The 18,441-nt window shown below is 72.1% G+C and carries 17 protein-coding genes; 12 read left to right on the top strand and 5 right to left on the bottom strand.

Features of this window, described 5'->3' with window-relative positions; translation table 11 throughout:
* Nucleotides 1-3: 3 nt before the first annotated feature.
* The 7 genes from ACZ6YG_RS09505 to ACZ6YG_RS09475 all read left to right on the top strand — a co-directional run bounded on the left by ACZ6YG_RS09505 (nucleotide 4) and on the right by ACZ6YG_RS09475 (nucleotide 6,667).
* Entirely contained in the window at nucleotides 4-1,905 is a 1,902-nt protein-coding gene (locus ACZ6YG_RS09505; RefSeq protein WP_466017666.1) for an NAD(P)H-dependent oxidoreductase subunit E, read from the top strand.
* On the top strand, nucleotides 1,905-2,744 hold the full coding sequence (locus tag ACZ6YG_RS09500) for a 2Fe-2S iron-sulfur cluster-binding protein (RefSeq protein WP_261808883.1): 840 nt from the start codon (nucleotides 1,905-1,907) through the stop codon (nucleotides 2,742-2,744). Before ACZ6YG_RS09505 ends, ACZ6YG_RS09500 begins: the two co-directional genes overlap by 1 nt.
* Nucleotides 2,737-3,597, top strand: a complete 861-nt coding sequence (gene fdhD / locus ACZ6YG_RS09495; RefSeq protein ID WP_364228432.1) for a formate dehydrogenase accessory sulfurtransferase FdhD — start codon at nucleotides 2,737-2,739, stop codon at nucleotides 3,595-3,597. The genes ACZ6YG_RS09500 and fdhD overlap by 8 nt, the downstream gene beginning before the upstream one ends.
* 121 nt (nucleotides 3,598-3,718) lie before the next feature.
* Entirely contained in the window at nucleotides 3,719-4,630 is a 912-nt protein-coding gene (locus ACZ6YG_RS09490) for a metal ABC transporter substrate-binding protein (RefSeq protein WP_397198082.1), read from the top strand.
* Nucleotides 4,627-5,403, top strand: a complete 777-nt coding sequence (locus tag ACZ6YG_RS09485; protein WP_466017665.1) for a metal ABC transporter ATP-binding protein — start codon at nucleotides 4,627-4,629, stop codon at nucleotides 5,401-5,403. The genes ACZ6YG_RS09490 and ACZ6YG_RS09485 overlap by 4 nt, the downstream gene beginning before the upstream one ends.
* The gene (locus tag ACZ6YG_RS09480) at nucleotides 5,400-6,281 is read left to right on the top strand and encodes a metal ABC transporter permease (protein ID WP_148033376.1); all 882 of its coding nucleotides are present in this window, start codon (nucleotides 5,400-5,402) and stop codon (nucleotides 6,279-6,281) included. Before ACZ6YG_RS09485 ends, ACZ6YG_RS09480 begins: the two co-directional genes overlap by 4 nt.
* On the top strand, nucleotides 6,278-6,667 hold the full coding sequence (locus tag ACZ6YG_RS09475) for a Fur family transcriptional regulator (protein ID WP_219549718.1): 390 nt from the start codon (nucleotides 6,278-6,280) through the stop codon (nucleotides 6,665-6,667). The genes ACZ6YG_RS09480 and ACZ6YG_RS09475 overlap by 4 nt, the downstream gene beginning before the upstream one ends.
* Here ACZ6YG_RS09475 and ACZ6YG_RS09470 read toward each other — a convergent pair.
* Nucleotides 6,607-7,503: a DMT family transporter gene (locus tag ACZ6YG_RS09470; RefSeq protein ID WP_308249181.1), complete on the bottom strand. Its 897-nt coding sequence runs from the start codon at nucleotides 7,501-7,503 to the stop codon at nucleotides 6,607-6,609. The two genes, ACZ6YG_RS09475 and ACZ6YG_RS09470, sit on opposite strands and share 61 nt — an antisense overlap.
* Nucleotides 7,504-7,595: 92 nt before the next feature.
* On the opposite strand from ACZ6YG_RS09470, the gene ACZ6YG_RS09465 reads away from it, so the two are divergent.
* Complete coding sequence (locus ACZ6YG_RS09465; RefSeq protein ID WP_466017664.1) at nucleotides 7,596-8,144, top strand: CGNR zinc finger domain-containing protein; 549 nt, start codon at nucleotides 7,596-7,598, stop codon at nucleotides 8,142-8,144.
* Here the strand turns inward: ACZ6YG_RS09465 and ACZ6YG_RS09460 are convergent.
* The 3 genes from ACZ6YG_RS09460 to recO are packed head-to-tail and all read right to left on the bottom strand — an operon-like array spanning nucleotide 8,120 to nucleotide 10,139.
* Nucleotides 8,120-8,605: a potassium channel family protein gene (locus tag ACZ6YG_RS09460; protein WP_364228424.1), complete on the bottom strand. Its 486-nt coding sequence runs from the start codon at nucleotides 8,603-8,605 to the stop codon at nucleotides 8,120-8,122. The genes ACZ6YG_RS09465 and ACZ6YG_RS09460 overlap by 25 nt on opposite strands.
* Nucleotides 8,606-8,634: 29 nt before the next feature.
* Nucleotides 8,635-9,408: an isoprenyl transferase gene (locus ACZ6YG_RS09455; RefSeq protein WP_466017663.1), complete on the bottom strand. Its 774-nt coding sequence runs from the start codon at nucleotides 9,406-9,408 to the stop codon at nucleotides 8,635-8,637.
* Nucleotides 9,405-10,139: a DNA repair protein RecO gene (gene recO, locus ACZ6YG_RS09450; RefSeq protein WP_148033382.1), complete on the bottom strand. Its 735-nt coding sequence runs from the start codon at nucleotides 10,137-10,139 to the stop codon at nucleotides 9,405-9,407. Before recO ends, ACZ6YG_RS09455 begins: the two co-directional genes overlap by 4 nt.
* A gap of 147 nt (nucleotides 10,140-10,286) precedes the next feature.
* Here recO and ACZ6YG_RS09445 point away from each other — a divergent pair, with 147 nt between their 5' ends.
* The 4 genes from ACZ6YG_RS09445 (at nucleotide 10,287) to ACZ6YG_RS09430 (ending at nucleotide 17,176) form a co-directional block, all read left to right on the top strand.
* Nucleotides 10,287-11,819, top strand: a complete 1,533-nt coding sequence (locus ACZ6YG_RS09445; RefSeq protein WP_148033383.1) for a CDP-alcohol phosphatidyltransferase family protein — start codon at nucleotides 10,287-10,289, stop codon at nucleotides 11,817-11,819.
* Nucleotides 11,816-12,535: a DUF5941 domain-containing protein gene (locus ACZ6YG_RS09440; RefSeq protein WP_397198084.1), complete on the top strand. Its 720-nt coding sequence runs from the start codon at nucleotides 11,816-11,818 to the stop codon at nucleotides 12,533-12,535. Before ACZ6YG_RS09445 ends, ACZ6YG_RS09440 begins: the two co-directional genes overlap by 4 nt.
* A gap of 2,392 nt (nucleotides 12,536-14,927) precedes the next feature.
* Nucleotides 14,928-15,623 carry a vWA domain-containing protein gene (locus tag ACZ6YG_RS09435; RefSeq protein WP_466017662.1) on the top strand — a complete coding sequence of 232 codons (696 nt, stop codon included), beginning with the start codon at nucleotides 14,928-14,930 and terminating at the stop codon, nucleotides 15,621-15,623.
* 146 nt (nucleotides 15,624-15,769) lie between these two features.
* The gene (locus ACZ6YG_RS09430; protein WP_466017661.1) at nucleotides 15,770-17,176 is read left to right on the top strand and encodes a glycoside hydrolase family 16 protein; all 1,407 of its coding nucleotides are present in this window, start codon (nucleotides 15,770-15,772) and stop codon (nucleotides 17,174-17,176) included.
* Between the two features lie 5 nt (nucleotides 17,177-17,181).
* Here the strand turns inward: ACZ6YG_RS09430 and ACZ6YG_RS09425 are convergent, their stop codons facing one another.
* Nucleotides 17,182-18,360 carry a hypothetical protein gene (locus tag ACZ6YG_RS09425; protein WP_219549712.1) on the bottom strand — a complete coding sequence of 393 codons (1,179 nt, stop codon included), beginning with the start codon at nucleotides 18,358-18,360 and terminating at the stop codon, nucleotides 17,182-17,184.
* Nucleotides 18,361-18,441: the final 81 nt, after the last annotated feature.

Genomic DNA, 18,441 nt, shown 5'->3' with positions numbered 1-18,441 from the left:
GCGATGGATCTGCGATTCCGTGACGCGGAGCCGACGGCCGAGGAGCGCGAGGCGGTCGACGCGCTGCTCGGGCCGCCCGCCTCCGCCTGGGACGGCGGCGAGCGGACCGCGACCGACCTGCGGGTCGCGGCCCGCGCCGAGAGCTCCCGCGACCTGCTGCTGCCGGCCCTGCACGCGGTCAACGACCGGGTGGGGTGGATCAGCGAGGGCGCGCTCGACTACATCTGCCGCCGCCTCACCGTGCCGCCCGCCGAGGCGTACGGGGTGGCGACCTTCTACTCGCTGCTCTCCGTGAAACCGCGCCCGCCCCGGGTGCTGCACGTCTGCACCGACCTCGCCTGCCACGCCAAGGGCGCGGACGCGGTACGGCGGCGCGTCGAGGAGCGGCTCGGCCCGCCCGGCGAGTCCTGGCAGCCGAGCCCGTGCCTCGGCCTGTGCGAGCGCGCCCCGGCGGCCCTCGCCCTGGAGGCGGGCGACCCGCCCACGGCCGACGTGTACGGGCCGATCCTGCCGGAGACGATCGGGGACGGAATCTGGACGGGCTTGCCCGACCCGGGCGGCGTCCCGCTCAACGGCTCCCCCAGCACGACCTCCAACGGCGCGGCCGCGAACGGCACGGCCGCCTCCGACGGGCCGCGCGCCAGGCAGACGGGGGACGCCGGGGAGCCTCCCGCCGAGGCCGCCGTGCCCCAGGCCGGGCAGGACGGGCTCGTCCTGCTGCGCCGCATCGGCGTGGCGGACCCGGCGAGCCTGGACGACTACCGGGCCAACGGCGGGTACGCCGCGCTGCGCCGGGCCTTCCGGCTCGGCCCCGCCGGGGTGATCCGCGAGGTGCTGGAGTCGGGGCTGGTCGGCCGGGGCGGCGCGGCCTTCCCGACGGACCGCAAGTGGGACGCCGCCGCACGCCAGCCCGACCACCCGCACTACCTGGTGTGCAACGCCGACGAGAGCGAGCCGGGCACCTTCAAGGATCGCGTGATCATGGAGGGCGACCCGTACGCGCTCGTCGAGGCCATGACGATCGCCGCCTACGCCACCGGCTGCACCAAGGGCTACCTCTATATCAGGGGCGAGTACCCGAGGGCCGTCCGGAGGCTGGAGCACGCGATCGCCACCGCCCGCGCCAGGGGCCTGCTCGGCGCCGGCATCCTCGGCCACGACTTCGACTTCGACATCGAGCTGAGAAGGGGCGCGGGCGCGTACATCTGCGGCGAGGAGACCGCGATCTTCAACTCCATCGAGGGCTTCCGCGGCGAGCCGCGCAGCAAGCCGCCGTTCCCGGTGGAGAAGGGCCTGTTCGGCAAGCCCACGGTGGTCAACAACGTGGAGACGCTGGTCAACGTGCTGCCGATCCTGGAGCACGGCGCCCAGGCGTACGCCGCGACCGGCACCGGGTCCTCGACCGGCACGAAGCTGTTCTGCGTGTCCGGCGGCGTCGCCCGGCCCGGCATCTACGAGCTGCCGTTCGGGGCGACGCTCCGCGAGCTGATGGACCTGGCGGGCCCGGTGGGCGAGCCGCGGGCGGTGCTCCTCGGCGGCGCGGCCGGGGCGTTCGTGACCGATCCCGACATCCCGCTGACCTTCGAGGGCACCAGGCAGGCGGGCGCCACGCTGGGCTCCGGCGTGGTGCTCGTGCTGGACGACAGCGTGGACCTCAAGGCGATCCTGCTGCGCATCGCCGAGTTCTTCCGTGACGAGTCGTGCGGGCAGTGCGTGCCCTGCCGGGTCGGCACCGTACGGCAGGAGGAGGCGCTGCACCGCCTGTCGGAGCGGGTGGACGAGCGGGACCTGCTGCTGCTGCGCGAGGTCGGGCAGACCATGCGGGACGCCTCGATCTGCGGGCTCGGCCAGACCGCCTGGAACGCCGTGGAATCAGCCATCGACCGCTTGGGGGTGTACCGGTGATCCCGCTGCAGCCGCCTCGGCGGCTCGTCGACGTCGAGATCGACGGCGAGAACGTCCGCGTGCCTGAAGGCTCGACGATCCTGGACGCCTGCGCGGCGGCGGGCAAGGACGTCCCGACCCTCTGCTACGGCGACACGCTCACCCCGAAGAACGCCTGCCGGGTGTGCGTCGTCGAGGTGGAGGGGTCGCGGACGCTCGCCCCCGCCTGCTCCAGGAAGGTGGAGCCGGGCATGACGGTCGGCACCGACACCGAGCGCACCCGCCACAGCCGCAAGGTCGTGCTGGAACTGCTCGGCTCGTCGGTCGACCTGTCCACGACGCCGCGGGCGGCCGAGTGGATCGAGGAGTACGGCGCCGAACCCGGCCGGTTCGGCGACGACGCCGCCACCGTCGAGCAGCCCGCCAAGGTCGACAACGAGCTGTACGTGCGCGACTACGGCAAATGCATCCTCTGCTACAAGTGCGTCGACGCGTGCGGCGAGCAGTGGCAGAACTCGTTCGCCATCGGCGTGGCCGGCCGGGGCTTCGACGCGACGATCTCCACCGAATTCGACGCGCCGCTCACCGACTCGGCCTGCGTCTACTGCGGCAACTGCGTGGAGGTGTGCCCCACCGGGGCGCTGTCGTTCAAGACCGAGTTCGACATGCGGGCCGAGGGCACCTGGGACGAGTCGCGGCAGACCGAGACCACGACGATCTGCAGCTACTGCGGCGTCGGCTGCAACCTGACCCTGCACGTGCAGGACAACAAGATCGTGAAGGTGACGTCGCCGCACGACAACCCGGTCACCCATGGCAATCTCTGCGTCAAGGGACGGTTCGGGTTCGGCTATGTCTAGGGTCTCCGTCAAGCGCCGCATCCTGCGCATCAGGGACGCCGCCCCGACGCGCAGGATCGACTCGCTCGCCGCGGAGGAGCCGCTGGAGATCCGGCTCGACGGCACCCCGCTGACCGTCACCATGCGGACCCCGGGCGACGACTTCGACCTGGCCGCCGGTTTCCTCGTCAGCGAGGGGGCCGTCGGCTCGGCGGACGACATCGCCACGATCCGCTACTGCGCGGGCGCCCTGGCCGACGGCCAGAACACCTACAACGTCCTGGACGTGCGGCTCGCTCCGGGCGTCCAGGCCCCGGCACCGCGCAACTTCTACACCACCTCCTCCTGCGGGGTCTGCGGCAAGGCCTCGCTGGAGGCGGTGCGCACCGTCGCCCGCTGGGCCGCGCACGACGACCCCGTCGAACTCGGCCGGGCGACCGTGGCGGCCCTGCCCGGCAGGCTGCGCGCGGCCCAGCGGGTCTTCGACCGGACCGGCGGGCTGCACGCCGCCGGTCTGTTCACCGCCGAGGGGGAGCCGCTCTGCGTCCGCGAGGACGTGGGCCGGCACAACGCGGTGGACAAGCTCCTGGGCTGGGCGCTCAGGAACGGGCGGCTGCCGCTGCGCGGCACCGTCCTGATGGTGTCCGGCCGGGCCTCCTTCGAGCTGGTGCAGAAGGCGGTGATGGGGGGCGTCCCGGTGCTCGCCGCGGTCTCCGCCCCGTCCTCCCTCGCGGTCGAGCTGGCCGCCGAGGAGGGCCTGACGCTCATCGGGTTCCTGCGCGGGGACTCGATGAACGTCTACGCGGGCGAACAGCGGCTGGACCTCACCTCGGGTGCCGGCTACGGCTCAGCCGGCGTACCTCCCCCGAGGTGATGGCGGGATGCCGTGCGGAAGGCCTGGCCCCCAGCCGCCGTCCGGCATCCCAAGCCATCGACTTTGACAACCATTTTCATTCCCCGGCATACTGACTCACATGATGTCAGGACATTCCCGTATGCGGGTCGCTGGGGCGCTCGCGGGCGCGACGTTGCTGGCCACGACCGCGTGCGGCGCCGACGCCGGGACCGGCGCGGCCACCGGAGACACTCCGCAGGTGGTCGCCGCCTTCTATCCGCTGCAGTGGATCACCGAGCAGGTCGGCGGCTCCGACGTCCAGGTGTCGAGCCTGACCACTCCCGGTGTCGAGCCGCACGACATGGAGCTGGGCGCCCACCAGATGGCCCAGCTGGAGGACGCGGCGCTCACCGTCTACATCAAGGGCGTCCAGCCCGCCGTGGACGAGGCCGTCACGCCCGACACGGCGTTCGACGCCGCCACCGCCGTCCGGACGATCCCGGCGGGCGGGCACGACGAGCACGAGCACGAGGAAGGCGAGGAGGCCCACGACCACGAGGTCTCCTACGATCCGCACCTGTGGCTCGACCCGTCCAGGTTCGCCGCCGTCGCCACGGAGCTGGGCGAGCGGCTGGCCGCCGCCGACCCCGCGCACGCGCAGGCGTTCAAGGACCGCGCCGCCAAGACCGCCGCCTCGCTCACCGCGCTGGACGAGGAGTTCAGCCAGGGCCTGGCCACCTGCTCGACGCGCACGATGGTCACCGCGCACGAGGCGTTCGGCTACCTGGCCGACCGCTACAAGCTGGAGCAGGTGGGCATCACGCTCGACCCCGAGTCCGAGCCCTCGCCCGCCCGGCTGGCCGAGGTGGCCGAGCTGGCCAAGCGCGAGAAGGTGACCACGATCTTCACCGAGGCGCTGGTCAGCCCCAAGGTGGCCGAGGTGCTGGCCGGCGAGGTCGGCGCGAAGACCGCGGTGCTCGACCCGCTGGAGAGCGCGCCTTCCGGCGATTACGCGTCCGCGATGCGCGACAATCTGAAGACATTGCAGACAGCGCTGGGGTGCACCACATGAGCGAGACCGCGTTCGCGATGACCGGCGGGCGGGTCGCGCTCGACGGCCGGCCCGTGCTGGCGGGCGTCGACCTGACCGTCCGCGAGGGCGAGGTCGTGGCCATCATGGGCGCCAACGGCTCGGGCAAGTCGACGCTCGTGCGCGCGCTGCTCGGGCTCACGCCGCTGTCCGGCGGCACGACCCTGCTCTACGGCTCACCGCCCGCGCGGTTCCGCCACTGGTGGCGCATCGGCTACGTGCCGCAGCGCCTGGCGATCGGCGGCGGTGTGCCCGCCACCGTACGGGAGGTCGTCACCTCCGGCCGGGTCGCCCGGCGGCGCAGGCTGAGCCCCTACCGTCAGGAGGACCGGGAGGCCGTGGCCCGCGCCCTGGATGCGGTGGGGCTGGCCGACCGGGCCGGCGACTCGGCGCAGGCCCTGTCCGGAGGCCAGCAGCAGCGGGTGCTCATCGCCCGCGCGCTGGCCGGGGAGCCCGACACCTACGTGATGGACGAGCCGACCGCCGGCGTCGACGCCGGGACCCAGCGGCTGCTCGCCGACACGCTCGCCCGCCTGGTGTCCGCCGGGAAGACCATCGTCCTGGTCGCGCACGAGCTGGGCCCGCTGGAGCCGCTCATCACGCGCGGCGTGGTGGTCCGGGAGGGCCGCATCGCCCATGACGGGCCGCCCCCCGAGCCGGAGGGCGACTGCGCCAGACCGGGTCACGAGCACGTGCACCCGCACGCCGCCGAAGCCACCGCGGGCCCGCTCCGCGGCTGGCAGGGAGAACCATGATCGACCTGAGCCTGCTCGACAAGCAGTTCTTCCAGCTCGCGCTGATCGCCGCCCTGCTGGTGGGGCTCTGCGCGCCCGCCGTGGGCACGTTCATCGTGCAGCGCAGGCTGGCCCTGCTCGGCGACGGCATCGGCCACGTGGCGCTGACCGGCGTCGCGCTCGGCTTCCTGACCGGCACCGCCCCGGTGCTGACGGCCGTCGTGGTGGCGATCGCGGGGGCCCTCGCCATCGAGCTGGTCAGGGCGCGCGGCCGCACGAGCGGCGACGTGGCGCTGGCGCTGCTGTTCTACGGCGGCATCGCGGGCGGCGTCATGCTCATGGGCATCGCGCCCGGCGGCAGCAACGCCAAGCTCAACTCCTACCTGTTCGGCGCCATCGCCAGCGTCACGACCGAGGACATCTGGGTCATCGGCGGCCTGGCCGTGCTGGTGCTCGGGGTGGTCACGGTCTTCGGCAGGGAGCTGTTCGTGCTCTGCCAGGACGAGGAGATGGCCAGGGCCAGCGGGCTGCCGGTGCGCTTCCTCAGCGTGCTGGTCGCGGTCACGGCCGCGCTGACCGTGGTCATCGCCATGCGGGTGGTCGGCCTGCTGCTGGTCAGCGCGCTCATGGTGATCCCGGTGGCGACCAGCCAGCAGCTCACCAGAGGATTCCGCACGACGATGCTGCTGGCCATGGTGTTCGGCGTGGTGGCGTCGGTGGGCGGGCTGCTCGCCTCGACCGCCTCCACGCGGGTGCCGCCGGGGGCGGCCATCGTCCTTCTCGCCCTGGCCGGCTTCGTCCTGGCCCTCGGTGTCGGTAGATTCGTACGTCAAGGCCGATCCCAGGAGTCGAACGTGAGCCAGCAGGCAGGCAGCGTCCGCGTCAAGGAGGTCAGATGACCTCCAGGCGGCAGGCCGTCCACGAAACCCTGCGTCAGAGCGAGGGGTTCCGCAGCGCCCAGGACGTCTATACGGAGATGCGCCAGCACGGCGCGAAGATCGGGCTGACCACGGTCTACCGCGCGCTGCAGACGCTGGCCGACCACGGCAAGGTCGACGTGCTGCGCAACGACGAAGGCGAGTCGGTCTACCGCGCGTGCGCCACCGGCGAGCACCACCACCATCTGGTCTGCCGCCGCTGCGGCCACACCGTCGAGGTGGCGGGCCCCGCCGTGGAGCGCTGGGCCGAGACCATCGGCGCCGACCACGGCTTCACCGAGATCACTCACACCGTCGAGGTCTTCGGCACCTGCTCGTCCTGCTCCAAGCCGCCGGAGGCGGGCTGATCGCGACGTGACCCCCACAGCACGCCGAGCACGACCACCGCGCAGCCCGCGAGCTGCAGCGCCGACGGACGCTCGCCGAGCACGGCCGCCGACAGGCCGACCGTCGTCATCGGCTGGACGAGCAGCAGCAGCGCGGTCAGCGCGGCGGGCTGGCGGGGCAGCGAGTACGTGATGAGCGACCAGCCGAGCACCTGCGGCCCGAGCGCGAGCACCAGCAGCCAGCCGTGCTCGGGCCAGCTGACGGTGAGGTCGGCGCCGCCGAAGACCGGGCTGAGCGCCGTCATGGCGAGCGTGGCCACGACGGTGGCGTGCGCGAGCGGCGCCGCCGAGCGGTCGGAGGCGCTCTTCATCAGCAGCAGGAAGGCCGCGTACGAGAGCGACGTGGCGACGCCGGTGACCACCCCGAGCACCGGGTCGACGCCGTACGCGGCCCGGTCGAACACGCCGGAGATCAGCACGACGCCGCCGAACACCACCGGGGTGGCCGCCATCAGGGCGCGCGACGGCCGCTCACGGAAGATCGCCCAGGCGGCGAACGCCACGATGAACACCTGGAGATTGCCGAGCACCGTGGCCAGCCCGGCGCCCACGTACGCGATCGAGTGGTGCCAGAACAACAGGTCGAGCGCGAACATCAGGCCCGCGACCCAGGCCAGCAGGCGGGGCCTGCCCCTGAACGGCCCGCGCCGGCGCCGCTCCAGCGTGGCGAGCACGATCAGGGGCGGGATCGCGTACGCGCACCGGAAGATCGCCGAGGTCGCCGGCGCCACGTCGGCGAGCCGGACGAGCGGCCCGGAGGTGGAAATGATCAGAGCGCCTGCGATCGCGATCAGCACGATTCGGCGGTGTGAACTCATCGGAAATCCCAGGCCCCCCGTGGGAGAGATACGCTGCGACCACGCTAGAACCGGCCCCGACAGGAGTCAACATGCCCTTTGGCCATGACATGCAGCATTCCCTGGGCACCGTCGTCGAGCTCGTCAACACCTCCCCGTCGACGGGCGGCGAAGACCGGCTCGCCACTCTGACCGAGCTGCAGTCCTTCGTCGAGGGGCGGCAGGTCAGCGGTCTGGGCGGGCTCACCGCGCGTGATCTGGGCCAGGTCCGGATGATACGGGAGGCGTTCTACCGCGTCTTCACCGCGGCCGACCAGCCGACGGCGGTGCGCCTGCTCAACGGGCTGCTCTCCGAGACGCGCATAACGCCGCGCCTGGCCGAGCACGACGGCCATCCGCTGCACGTCCACTACTTCGCCCCGGACGCCACGCTGGCCGAGCACCTGGCCGCCGACTGCGGCGTCGCCCTGGCCCACCTGCTGGTGGAGGACGAGTGGGAGCGGCTCCGCACCTGCGCGGCGCCCGACTGCGAGCACGTCTTCGTCGACGAGTCGCGCAACCGCAGCCGCGTCTACTGCGACAGCCGCACCTGCGGCAACCGCATGCACGTCGCCGCCTACCGCGCCCGCCGCCGCGCCTGACCCGCCTTGAGCTTGCCGGTCAGCAGGGTCGCGGCGGTGGCCAGCACGATGAGGTTGAACGCCATCTGCACCAGCACCAGCCCTCTGGCCAGCTGACCCTGCGCGTGCACGTCGCCGAAACCGACGGTGGCCAGCGTGGAGACCGCGAAGTAGAGCGCGTCCGTCCTGGTCTCCAGGCCCGCGAACTCGCCCTGTCGCCAGTAGGCCACGTTGTAGTCGGCGAGCGCGAACAGCACCACGCCCGCCACGGTGATCAGCGCCAGCGTGGCCGGGGTCAGCCCGCCCTCGTCGCCGGCCGACTGCTGCCTGGCCTCCCTCACGACGCTCCAGCACACCAGGGCGAGACCGGCGATCACGCAGGCCACCCGCAGGAACCGCACCCAGTCGGGCTGGTCCTCCTGCAGGGGCACCACGTAGTAGGCCGCGATGATCAGCGCGGTGTGCCAGGCGAGTCGCCGCATGCGGGAAGAGTTCCCCGCGCGGGGAACGGTTAGACCGGGTTGGGCAGAGCTCCGCCGTAACGCCGGTCGCGCTTGGCGTAGATCTCGCACGCCTCCCACAGGTCCCTGCGGTCGAAGTCGGGCCAGAGCCGGTCGAGGAAGACCATCTCCGCGTAGGCCGACTGCCACAGCAGGAAGTTGGAGAAGCGCTGCTCGCCCGACGAGCGCACGAACAGGTCGACGGCCGGGATCTCGGGCTCGTCGAGATAGCGGGCGAAGACCTTCTCGTCGACCTTGGACCGCTTGACCCGGCCCGCCTGGAGGTCGTCGGCCAGCCTGAGTGCCGCGTCGACGATCTCGGCCTGGCCACCGTAGTTGACGCAGAACTGCAGCGTCAGCTTGCGGTTGGCCCGGGTCATCTCCTCGGCGGACTGCAGCTCGGAGATCACGCTCTTCCACAGCCGGCCCGGCCTGCCCGCCCAGCGCACCCGCACGCCCATCGCGTGCAGCTCGTCGCGGCGACGGCGGATCACGTCGCGGTTGAAGCCCATGAGGAAGCGCACCTCGTCGGGCGAGCGCTTCCAGTTCTCCGTCGAGAACGCGTAGGCGCTCAGGTAGGGGATGCCCAGCTCCAGAGCGCCCTCGATGACGTCGAACAGCGACGACTCCCCCGCTTTGTGCCCCTCGGTGCGGGGCAGCCCGCGGGCCTTGGCCCACCGGCCGTTGCCGTCCATGACGATGGCCACGTGGCGGGGCAGCAGCTCACGCGGGATCGGCGGCGGGGTCGCGCCGGACGGATGGGGTGTCGGCGGGCGGACGTTCAAACGGGCTCCCTTTCTACGTGGCGGAGCGAGCGTATCCCGTGTTCGAGGTGCCATTGCAGATAGGCGGCGACCAGGCCGCTGCACTCGCTGCGGTGTCGCTGCTCGGACGCGTCGGCCGTCGCCCAGTCGCCGCGCAGCAGCGCCGTCATCAGGCCGATCGTCTCACCGGCGGGCACCGCCGCGCCGGCGGGCCGGCACGCCCCGCACACCACGCCGCCCGCCACGATGGCGAACGCCCGGATCGCGGGCGCCCGGCACTTGGCGCACGCCTCCAGCGCGGGCGCGTATCCGGCGACGGCCAGCGAGCGCAGGAAATAGGCGTCGAGCACCAGCCGGGGTTCGTGATCGCCCTCGCCGAGCGTGCGCAGCCCGCCCACCAGCAGCAGGAACTGCCGCAGGGCCGGCTCCTTCTCGCCGTGGGTCAGCCGGTCGGCGGTCTCCAGCATCGCGGTGCCGGCGGTGTAGCGCGGGTAGTCGCTCGCCAGCGCCTCGCCGTACGGCCTGATCGTCTCCGCCTGGGTGACGACGTCGAGCGTGCGGCCGGTGTGGAGCTGGAGGTCGACGTGGGTGAACGGCTCCAGCCTCGCCCCGAAGCGCGAGGTGGTGCGGCGCACCCCCTTGGCGACGGCCCGGATCTTGCCGGTGCGCTTGGCCAGAACCGTGACGATGCGATCGGCCTCGCCGAGCTTCTGCGTGCGCAGGACCACGCCCTCGTCACGATAGAGACTCACCCGGCCATCCTACGGTCGTATCAAAGTGACGACACTTCGTGCTACTCCCATGGCGGTGTGACACGCCTTTCCGCAACCGTCACTAGACTTTGACGCCTGTTCCGCATTGCCCACTGTTCACCCCTCCGTTACCGCCGAAAGGTAGTCATGACCCGCGTGGTCCTGCTGGGCTCTTCACCCGGCCCCGACACCGCTCCGACCGGCTTGAGGCTCGCCGCACTTCCCGGCAATCCCACCGTCGCGGAGCGACTGCGCAACCAGGTCCTCACCATGGACCCGACGCCCGCCACGATCGGCTCCGGCGACGTGGCCGCCGCCCTGCGCGCACTGGCGGAGGTCGCGGAGTCCGCGACCGAGCCCCTGTTCATCATCCCGGAGAACTCGGTCATCCACGACGAGCTGATCTACCAGATCAACAAGACCAAGCGCGGCGCGCTGGTCCTCGTCGCCAAGGAGCCGCGCCCGGTGGCGGAAGAGGAGGGCGAGGAGACAGAGGACGACCAGCTCAACGGTAACGTCCCGATAGCGGAGGCCGAGCCCGAGATCGGCATGAACGAGGTGGAGGGCCTGCCGGTCCGCTCCCGCATCGGCAAGACCCGGGTCATCTCGGTCGGCACCGCCACCCACCTGGTGACCAGGCCCAACGCCGTGCTGCTCGGCCCGATGTACATCAGCGCGCGCAACGCGCCGATGCTCGCCGAGACCTGCCGCGAGCTGGCCGCGATGGCGTCCGCCTTCGGCGACGACGACGACCTGGTCCAGATCATCGCCTTCGGCCTGGTGCGCAAGGGCGTGTCGGTCGGCATCCGGGGCCGCCGCGACCTGTTCTACCGCCGCGTCACCTCCCAGGAGCAGGCCAACGAGGCCGCCGTCGAGATGTCCGGCTTCGACGAGGACCGCGCCAGGCTCAACAACGCGGTCAAGGGCGCCGACGGCTTCTTCACCACCTACTTCGTCTCGACCTACTCCCGGTTCATCGCCCGCTGGGCGGCCCGGCGGGGGCTGACGCCCAACCAGGTCACGCTCATCTCGATCGCCCTCGGCGTGGCCGCCGCCGCCTGCTTCGCCACCGGCCAGCGGCCGTGGATGATCGCCGGCGGGCTGCTGATCTACTTCGCCTTCGTGTTCGACTGCGTCGACGGCCAGGTCGCCCGCTACGCCCGCAAGTTCGGGGTGCTGGGGGCGTGGCTCGACGCCACGTTCGACCGGTTCAAGGAGTACGTCGTCTTCGCCGGCCTGGCCGTGGGCTGGGTCGTGGCGGGCAACGGCGGCGACGACATCTGGATCTTCGCGCTGGCCGCCATCGGCCTGCAGTCCGTGCGCCACCTGCTCGACTTCTCCTTCGGCATCTCCAACCGCCGCAAGCCCCCGGCCAAGCTGCCCACACTGGCGCTCGACGCCCGCGACGACCGTGACCTGCGCCAGGCCCTGGAGCGCCGCAAGGTCGAGCAGAGCAGTGGCGTCAAGCGCATGCTCAAGATGTGGTCCAAGGCCGGCAAGTACCGCGCGGTCCACTGGGCGCGTAAAATGATCGTGTTCCCCATCGGCGAGCGGTTCGCGGCCATCGCGATCACCGCTGCGCTCTTCGACGCCCGCATTACCTTCCTCACGCTGGTGATCTGGGGCTCCGTCGCCGCCGTTTACACTCTCACCGGACGCCTCATGAGGTCGCTCGCATGATCACCCAGCCGCAGGCCGCCGCAACCCCCACGCCGGACCCCGACGAGGAGCGCCGGCGCATCCAGACCGCCCGCCTGCTCGCCTACCGCGACGACGGTCCCCTCGTCCACGTGCTGTCGGGCAGGCTCGGCAAGGGCCTGCCGCCGGTCCCCGCCACGCTGGCCGCGCTGCTGGCCGTCATCGCCGTCACGGTGACCGGCCTGGTCCAGCCGGGCTTCACGATGCTGCTGCCGTCGCTGATCGTGCTGCTGCTGGTGCTGCCGACCGCGCCGCGCGACCACCTGGGCCGCTTCGACTGGCTCACGCCGCCGCTGCTGCGCGCCGCCGAGTTCCTCGCCATGATCGTGGTCGGCCTCGCGGCGGGGGCGCCGAAGTGGCTGCTGTTCGTGCTGGTGTACGTGGTCGGCTACCACACCTACGACACCGTCTACCGGACCCGGCAGAGCATCTGGCCGCCGGCCTGGGTGTTCTACGCCGGGCTCGGCTGGGAGCTGCGGCTGCTCATCATCGGCGCGGGCGCGGCGTTCGGCCTGGTCACGCCGGTGCTGGCGGTGCTGACGGCCTACCTGTTCGTGCTGTTCGCCGTCGAGAGCGTGACGAGCTGGGTCCGCCTGGACAAGGCGTCGGCCCAGGCGGCCGCCGACGCCGAGCAGGACCTGGAGCAGTCCCCCGAGGACGCGCTGGAGCAGGCCACCGGCGAGGCCGAGAAAGCCTGATCTCCCCTACGCGAAAGGCGGGGCCGCCCTCACGGCCCCGCCTTTCGCGTTTCCTCCGGCACCCCGGCTTCCGCGAGGGGAGCGTTTAGGCTGGGGACTCAGGGACTCTGAGCCGGAGGAGCCGGATGGCGTTCTTGTCGCGGCTGTTCAAGCGGGGCGACCCGCTGGCCGAGCGTGCGGAGGCGCGTCGGCAGGGCATGCGCGACGCCCGGCGACACCCGCTGACGACCTTCACCGACCCCGAGAGCCGGCCCCCGTTCGTCGCCGAGGTACGGGCCCGCGCCCGCGAGCAGATCGCCGACGCCGGCCGCCGGCTGGCCGCCCGGCGCGGCGAGTTACTCGACCAGTCCCTGGCCGCGCGGGAAGCGATCCTCCTGGAGCTCAGCCGCACCGACCTCCTCCCCCAGCCCCCACCCAACGGCCACCCCGGCCCACCCGCTGATCCGTATCCACCAGAGTCCATGCCTTCACCTGAACCGGCGGGACGGTACGGCGATCCGCCAGAGCCTGGGTCTTCACCTGACCCGCCGGGATCGTGCGGCGATCCGCCAGACCCCGATTCCGTGGGACCGTACGGTGACTCAGGGGCACGCGCAGCAGGACCGTACGGTGGCTCAGGGGCACGTGCGGCGGGATCGTACGGTGATCGCGGCGGGCGCCCGGCGGCTCCCTACGAGGAGGACGCGTTCATCTCCATCGCCGAGGCCCGATGGAGGCGGGGTGAGGCGCGGCGGCGGGAGGCGGTGCGGGAGAGCCAGGAGAGCGTGCAACGCGCCGGCGCCCGCATCGGCCAGTACGCGCAGGAGTGGGAGAACGCCCTGGTCGAGCACGACCACGAGGTGGAGGCCGTGCACGCCCGGGCCGAGCAGATCATCGCCGCCTACCGGAGCGGCGTCATGGAGACCCACCCGCGCCGGGAAGAGATCCCGCCGCTCTGGCAGGGCGAGGTCATCGCCATGGAACCCACCGGCGAGACCCGGCTCGGCATCTCGGGGCGCGACGAGCTAGGCCGGATCCTCCACGAGGTGGAAGCCCGGGTAGCGGACTGGCACACCAAGGTCCTCCCCCACGAACTACCCTCAGCCCTCCGCCTCCCCCCGCTCGAACCTCCCCACCGGACTCAGTCCCCCCAACCCCCAGCGGACCCCACCCCAACCGCATCCCCACCGGAGACCGCCCAAGCCCTGGCGGACCCGACCCCCACCCCCACCACATCTCCGGAGGAGACCACCCAACCCCCGGCGGACCCGACCCCCACCCCCACCACATCCCCGTCCCAAACCACCCGACCGGAAACGCCCCCTACCGTCTCCCCTCCGGAGACCACTCATCTCCCGGCGGATCCCACCGCCACCACATCCCAAGCCACCCGACCCGAAACGGCCCTCGCCGTCTCCCCGCTGGAGACCACCCACCCCGCACTGGATCCCACCGCCACCCCACCTCCGCCGCGAGCCGCCCGACCCGAGACGGCCCCCACTGTCTCCTCGCCGGAGACCCATCCCACGGTGGACCCCACCGCCACCCCATCCCCGCCGCAAGCCGCCCGACCCGAGACGGCCTCCACCGTCTCCCCGCCGGAGACCACCCACCCCGCACTGGATCCAACCGCCACCACATCTCCGCCGCCAGCCGCCCGGCCCACGATGGACCGATCCCCCACGTCTCTTCCAGAAGCCGTCTCTTCCTTACGTACGGCAGCGGACCCTGCGGAGGTCACGTTTCCCCCGGCAGGTACCTCCGGCATGGCTCCGTCACCGCCGCAAGCCGCCCACCCCTCCCCGGATCCTCTGCACGAGACCGCTTACGTACCAGGTGAGGCGGTGGAGACCCGCGAGACCGACGCCCTCACGCCTTCGCCGACGAGCGATGAGCATCCAGGGCATGACGACTCTGAGGCTTCCGCCGACGGGCCGGCGAGCGCCGGGCCCGGCTCCCCTCGTACGGACAGCGACGTCGGCGAGCCAGCCGACGACGGCCCGCGGGAACCACACCAGGACGCCGAAACCGACGTCCATCCCGGACCGGGCCACGCCACCGAGACACGCAAGCAGGACCACACCAACCGCACCCCACCGGCACAGGACCGCGCCACCGAGACAGGCACCACACCGGGACACGACCGCACCACAGAAACACGCACCCCACCGGCACACGATCGCACCACAGAAACACGCACCCCACCGGCACACGACCGCGCCGCCGAACCACACACCCCACCCACACAAGACACCACTGCAACAAGCACCCCAACCGGACAGGACCGTGCCAGAGGGCAGCGGCGGACCTATCCATGGCGGGAGGCGTTCGGCGACCCGAGCGCCGCATCGCCCAGCACACCACGTGACGGCGACGGAGAGGAGCGGCGTTGGCCGGGTTAGGGAGCAGAAGGGTGGCCGTGCTCGGCGTCGCGGCGCTGGTGGCCGGTGGCGTGGCGGGGTGCGGGACGGACGCGGGGGCGGTGTGCGGGGTGGTGGTGGACTCCACGAGCTACGCGGAGCCCGCCACGTCCCGTGAGGACGTGACCTCGAAGCTGCCCGAGTTCGCCCAGGGGTGCGACTGGGTGGGGTTCGCCGCCGTCACCGGCGCGTCGGAGAGCAGTTCGTGCCGGGAGGACCCGGTCACCGTGGCCGCCACCCGCGCCGAGAACCCGAACGACAACCCGGTCGTCGAGGAACGGGTGAGGACGCACCGGATCAAAGAGGTGGTGCCCCGGGCGGTGCGGCTGTTCGACTGCCCCGCGGAGGGCGAGGGCTCGGACGTGCTGGGCGCGCTGCGGTACATGGTGAAGCAGATGACCGCGCGGCGGCAGCCGGACAAGGAGCACCGGCTCATCGTGTTCAGCGATCTGAGCAACAACCGCGGCGAGCTGAACATCAACCGCCTGGATCTGGGCGAAGCGGCGCGGAAGCGGAAGGTCGAGGAGCTGCGGCGGGCCGGACTGCTGCCCGCCATGGGCGGGTACGCGGTGACGGTGCACGGGTTCCTGCGGGAGCGGACGGCGAACCCGGACCGGTTCCCGCTGCTGGAGGCGTTCTGGGCAGAGGCGTTCGAGGCGGCCGGCACGACGGCCGCCGACCTCCTGTAGGGAGAGCGCTCTCTCACAGCATGCCGGACTGTTCACCTTCCTGCAACGCCTGCGGTGACGATTGTTGACAACAGGTAAGGAACTGTGTTTTCGTTCGGCGTGAGAGCGCTCTCTTCACTCCGCCTCCCTTCCCCCCAGGAGCAGTGATGACATCACCACCGTCCAGGGTGCGCCGCCGCATAGCGGCCGCCGCCGTGGCGCTGGCCGCCGTCGGCGGCCTGCTCGTCCAGGTGGCCACGAGCGCCGCCGCCTCCGTCCCGGCCACCCCGTCCGGCTGGTCGCTGGTCTGGGCCGACGACTTCAACGGCTCGTCGGGCTCGCTGCCCTCGTCCAGCAACTGGATCATCGACACCGGCCACGGCTACCCCGGCGGCCCCGGCAACTGGGGCACCGGAGAGATCCAGAACTACACGTCCAACCCCGCCAACCTGAGCCTCGACGGCTCCGGCAACCTGCGCATCACCCCGCTGCGCGGCTCGAACGGCGAGTGGACCTCCGGCCGCATCGAGACCCGGCGCTCCGACTTCAAGCCCGCCGACGGACGCATCCTGCGCATCGAGGGCCGCATCCAGATGCCGAACGTCACCGGCGACGCCGCGCTCGGCTACTGGCCCGCGTTCTGGGCGCTCGGCTCCCCTTACCGGGGCAACTACTGGAACTGGCCGGCCATCGGCGAGTTCGACATCATGGAGAACGTCAACGGCCTCAACACCGTCTGGGCCGTGCTCCACTGCGGCGTCAACCCCGGCGGCCCGTGCAACGAGACCCAGGGCATCGGCGGCAGCCGCGCCTGCCCCGGCTCGACCTGCCAGTCGTCCTTCCACACCTACCGCTTCGAGTGGGACCGCAGCGTCAGCCCCAACCAGCTGCGCTGGTACGTGGACGGCCAGCAGTTCTTCAGTGTGAGCCAGTCGCAGCTCGACGCCACCACGTGGACCAACATGACCGGTCACGCCGGCTACTTCCTGCTGCTGAACGTGGCCATGGGCGGCGCCTTCCCGAACGGCGTGGCGGGCTTCGGCACGCCGACCGCCGCGACCGTGTCCGGCCGGCCGATGCTGGTCGACTACGTGGCCGTGTGGCAGAGCGGCACCGGCACCCAGCCGACCGACCCGCCGACCGACCCCCCGGGTGACGGGTTCGACGCGCGCTCCACCATCCAGGCCGAGGGCTACAGCGCCCAGTCGGGCACCATCACGGAGACCACCACGGACTCCGGCGGCGGGCAGAACGTCGGCGCCATCCGCAACGGCGACTGGCTCCGCTTCGACAACGTCCGGTTCGGCTCGACGGCGGCCCAGCAGTTCAAGGCCAGGGTGGCCTCCGGGGCGGGCACCGGCGTGAGCGGGCTCGTCCAGGTCAGGCTGGGCAGCCCGACGGCGCCGCCGATCGGCGACTTCGCGATCGGGAACACCGGCGGCTGGCAGAGCTGGCGCACGGTCCCGGCCAACATCACGCCGACGACCGGGACGCACACCGTCTACCTGACGTTCAGCAGCGGCCAGCCCGCCGACTTCGTGAACGTCAACTGGTTCACCTTCTCCACCACCTAAGGGGATCACCGGCCGGGCGCCGCACGGCGCCTGGCCACGATCCGTTCGGCCCAGCTCGCCGCCTCCGGGTCCCGTAACCCTTCAACCACCCCGCCCAGGTAGGCGGTGGCCAGGCTGTCGAAGCCGCGGTCGAGCTGCCGGGTCCGGCCGGCCAGGCGACGGTCGACCGACTCCACGTACTGGGCGATGCTCTCGGCGTATCCGGCGTCCTGCTGGTAGACGCCCTGCGCGGTCGCGAACGCCCTGGACTCGGCGTCCAGTTTGGCGCGCAGCTCCCGCAGCGTCCGGTCGTTCGGGTTGTGCATGCGCCGGCCCAGGTCGGCGGCGATGAGGGCGGTGGCGATCAGCAGGGCCAGCAGCAGCACCATGGTCGGCAGCGTGCCGGCGCCCTCGGCGGTGGGGCCGATCTCCTCCCCGTCCACGACGAGCGGCCGGACCAGCGCGTCGCGCCGGAGCACGGCCACCGCCACGATGAAGCCCAGCCACACCAGCGCCACGCCGATGAGCAGCCAGCGCCCCTTGGCCGAGCCGCCGTGCTCCTGCCAGGACCGGAACGCGCGCCCGTACATGTGCGGCGCGACCAGCATGATGAGGGCGGCGCCCGCGGCGAGCAGCGCGGTCATCGCGACGCTGTCGCCCCAGTCGAGGATCACCTGGTAGAGGATCGGCACCTCGACGATCACCAGCAGGAGCAGCAGCAGCGCGGCGGGCAGCCAGCGGCGCACGACGGGCCACCGGCTGCCGGAGATCGCGATCGAGCTGGGGCGGCCGTCGCCGGGGCGGCGGCTGGGCTGTTCCAGCTCGGCGACCCGTGGCCGGGTGTCGTCGAGCGCCGCGCGGGCGGCGGCGAAGGCGCGCTGCGACTCGGCCAGCCTGATCTTCTGCCCTTCGAGCGCGGCGCGCGCCTGCCGCAGCTCCCGCTCGGTGAGGTCCTCGATGCGGGCCAGCTCGCCGAGCCGCTCGTCCTCCAGCTCGTGGAAGCGGGGCACGCTGCCGGTCTGCAGGGTGAGCGTGTCGATCTGGCCGTCGGCGGCGTGCCGCCGCCCCAGCTCGCGCTCGGCGTCGCGGCGCGCCGTCCAGTCGGGCAGGTGGTAGAGGTCTCCGTCGTACGCGACCGCGGGCGCCACGCGGATGACCTGCGCGGGCTCGTCGGGCTGCGTGGGACGGCGGCGTGACAGGCGCATCGGGCCTCCAGACGACCCTCCGGACGACACTGTCCCTCGATGCTAACCGCCCCACGCCCTCCCGGACCGTCCCTCCGTGCC

The organism is Nonomuraea sp. NPDC054003, assembly GCF_055585125.1.
The sequence above is the reverse complement of the archived record's forward strand: the minus strand, read 5'-3'. Positions and strand labels throughout refer to the sequence as shown.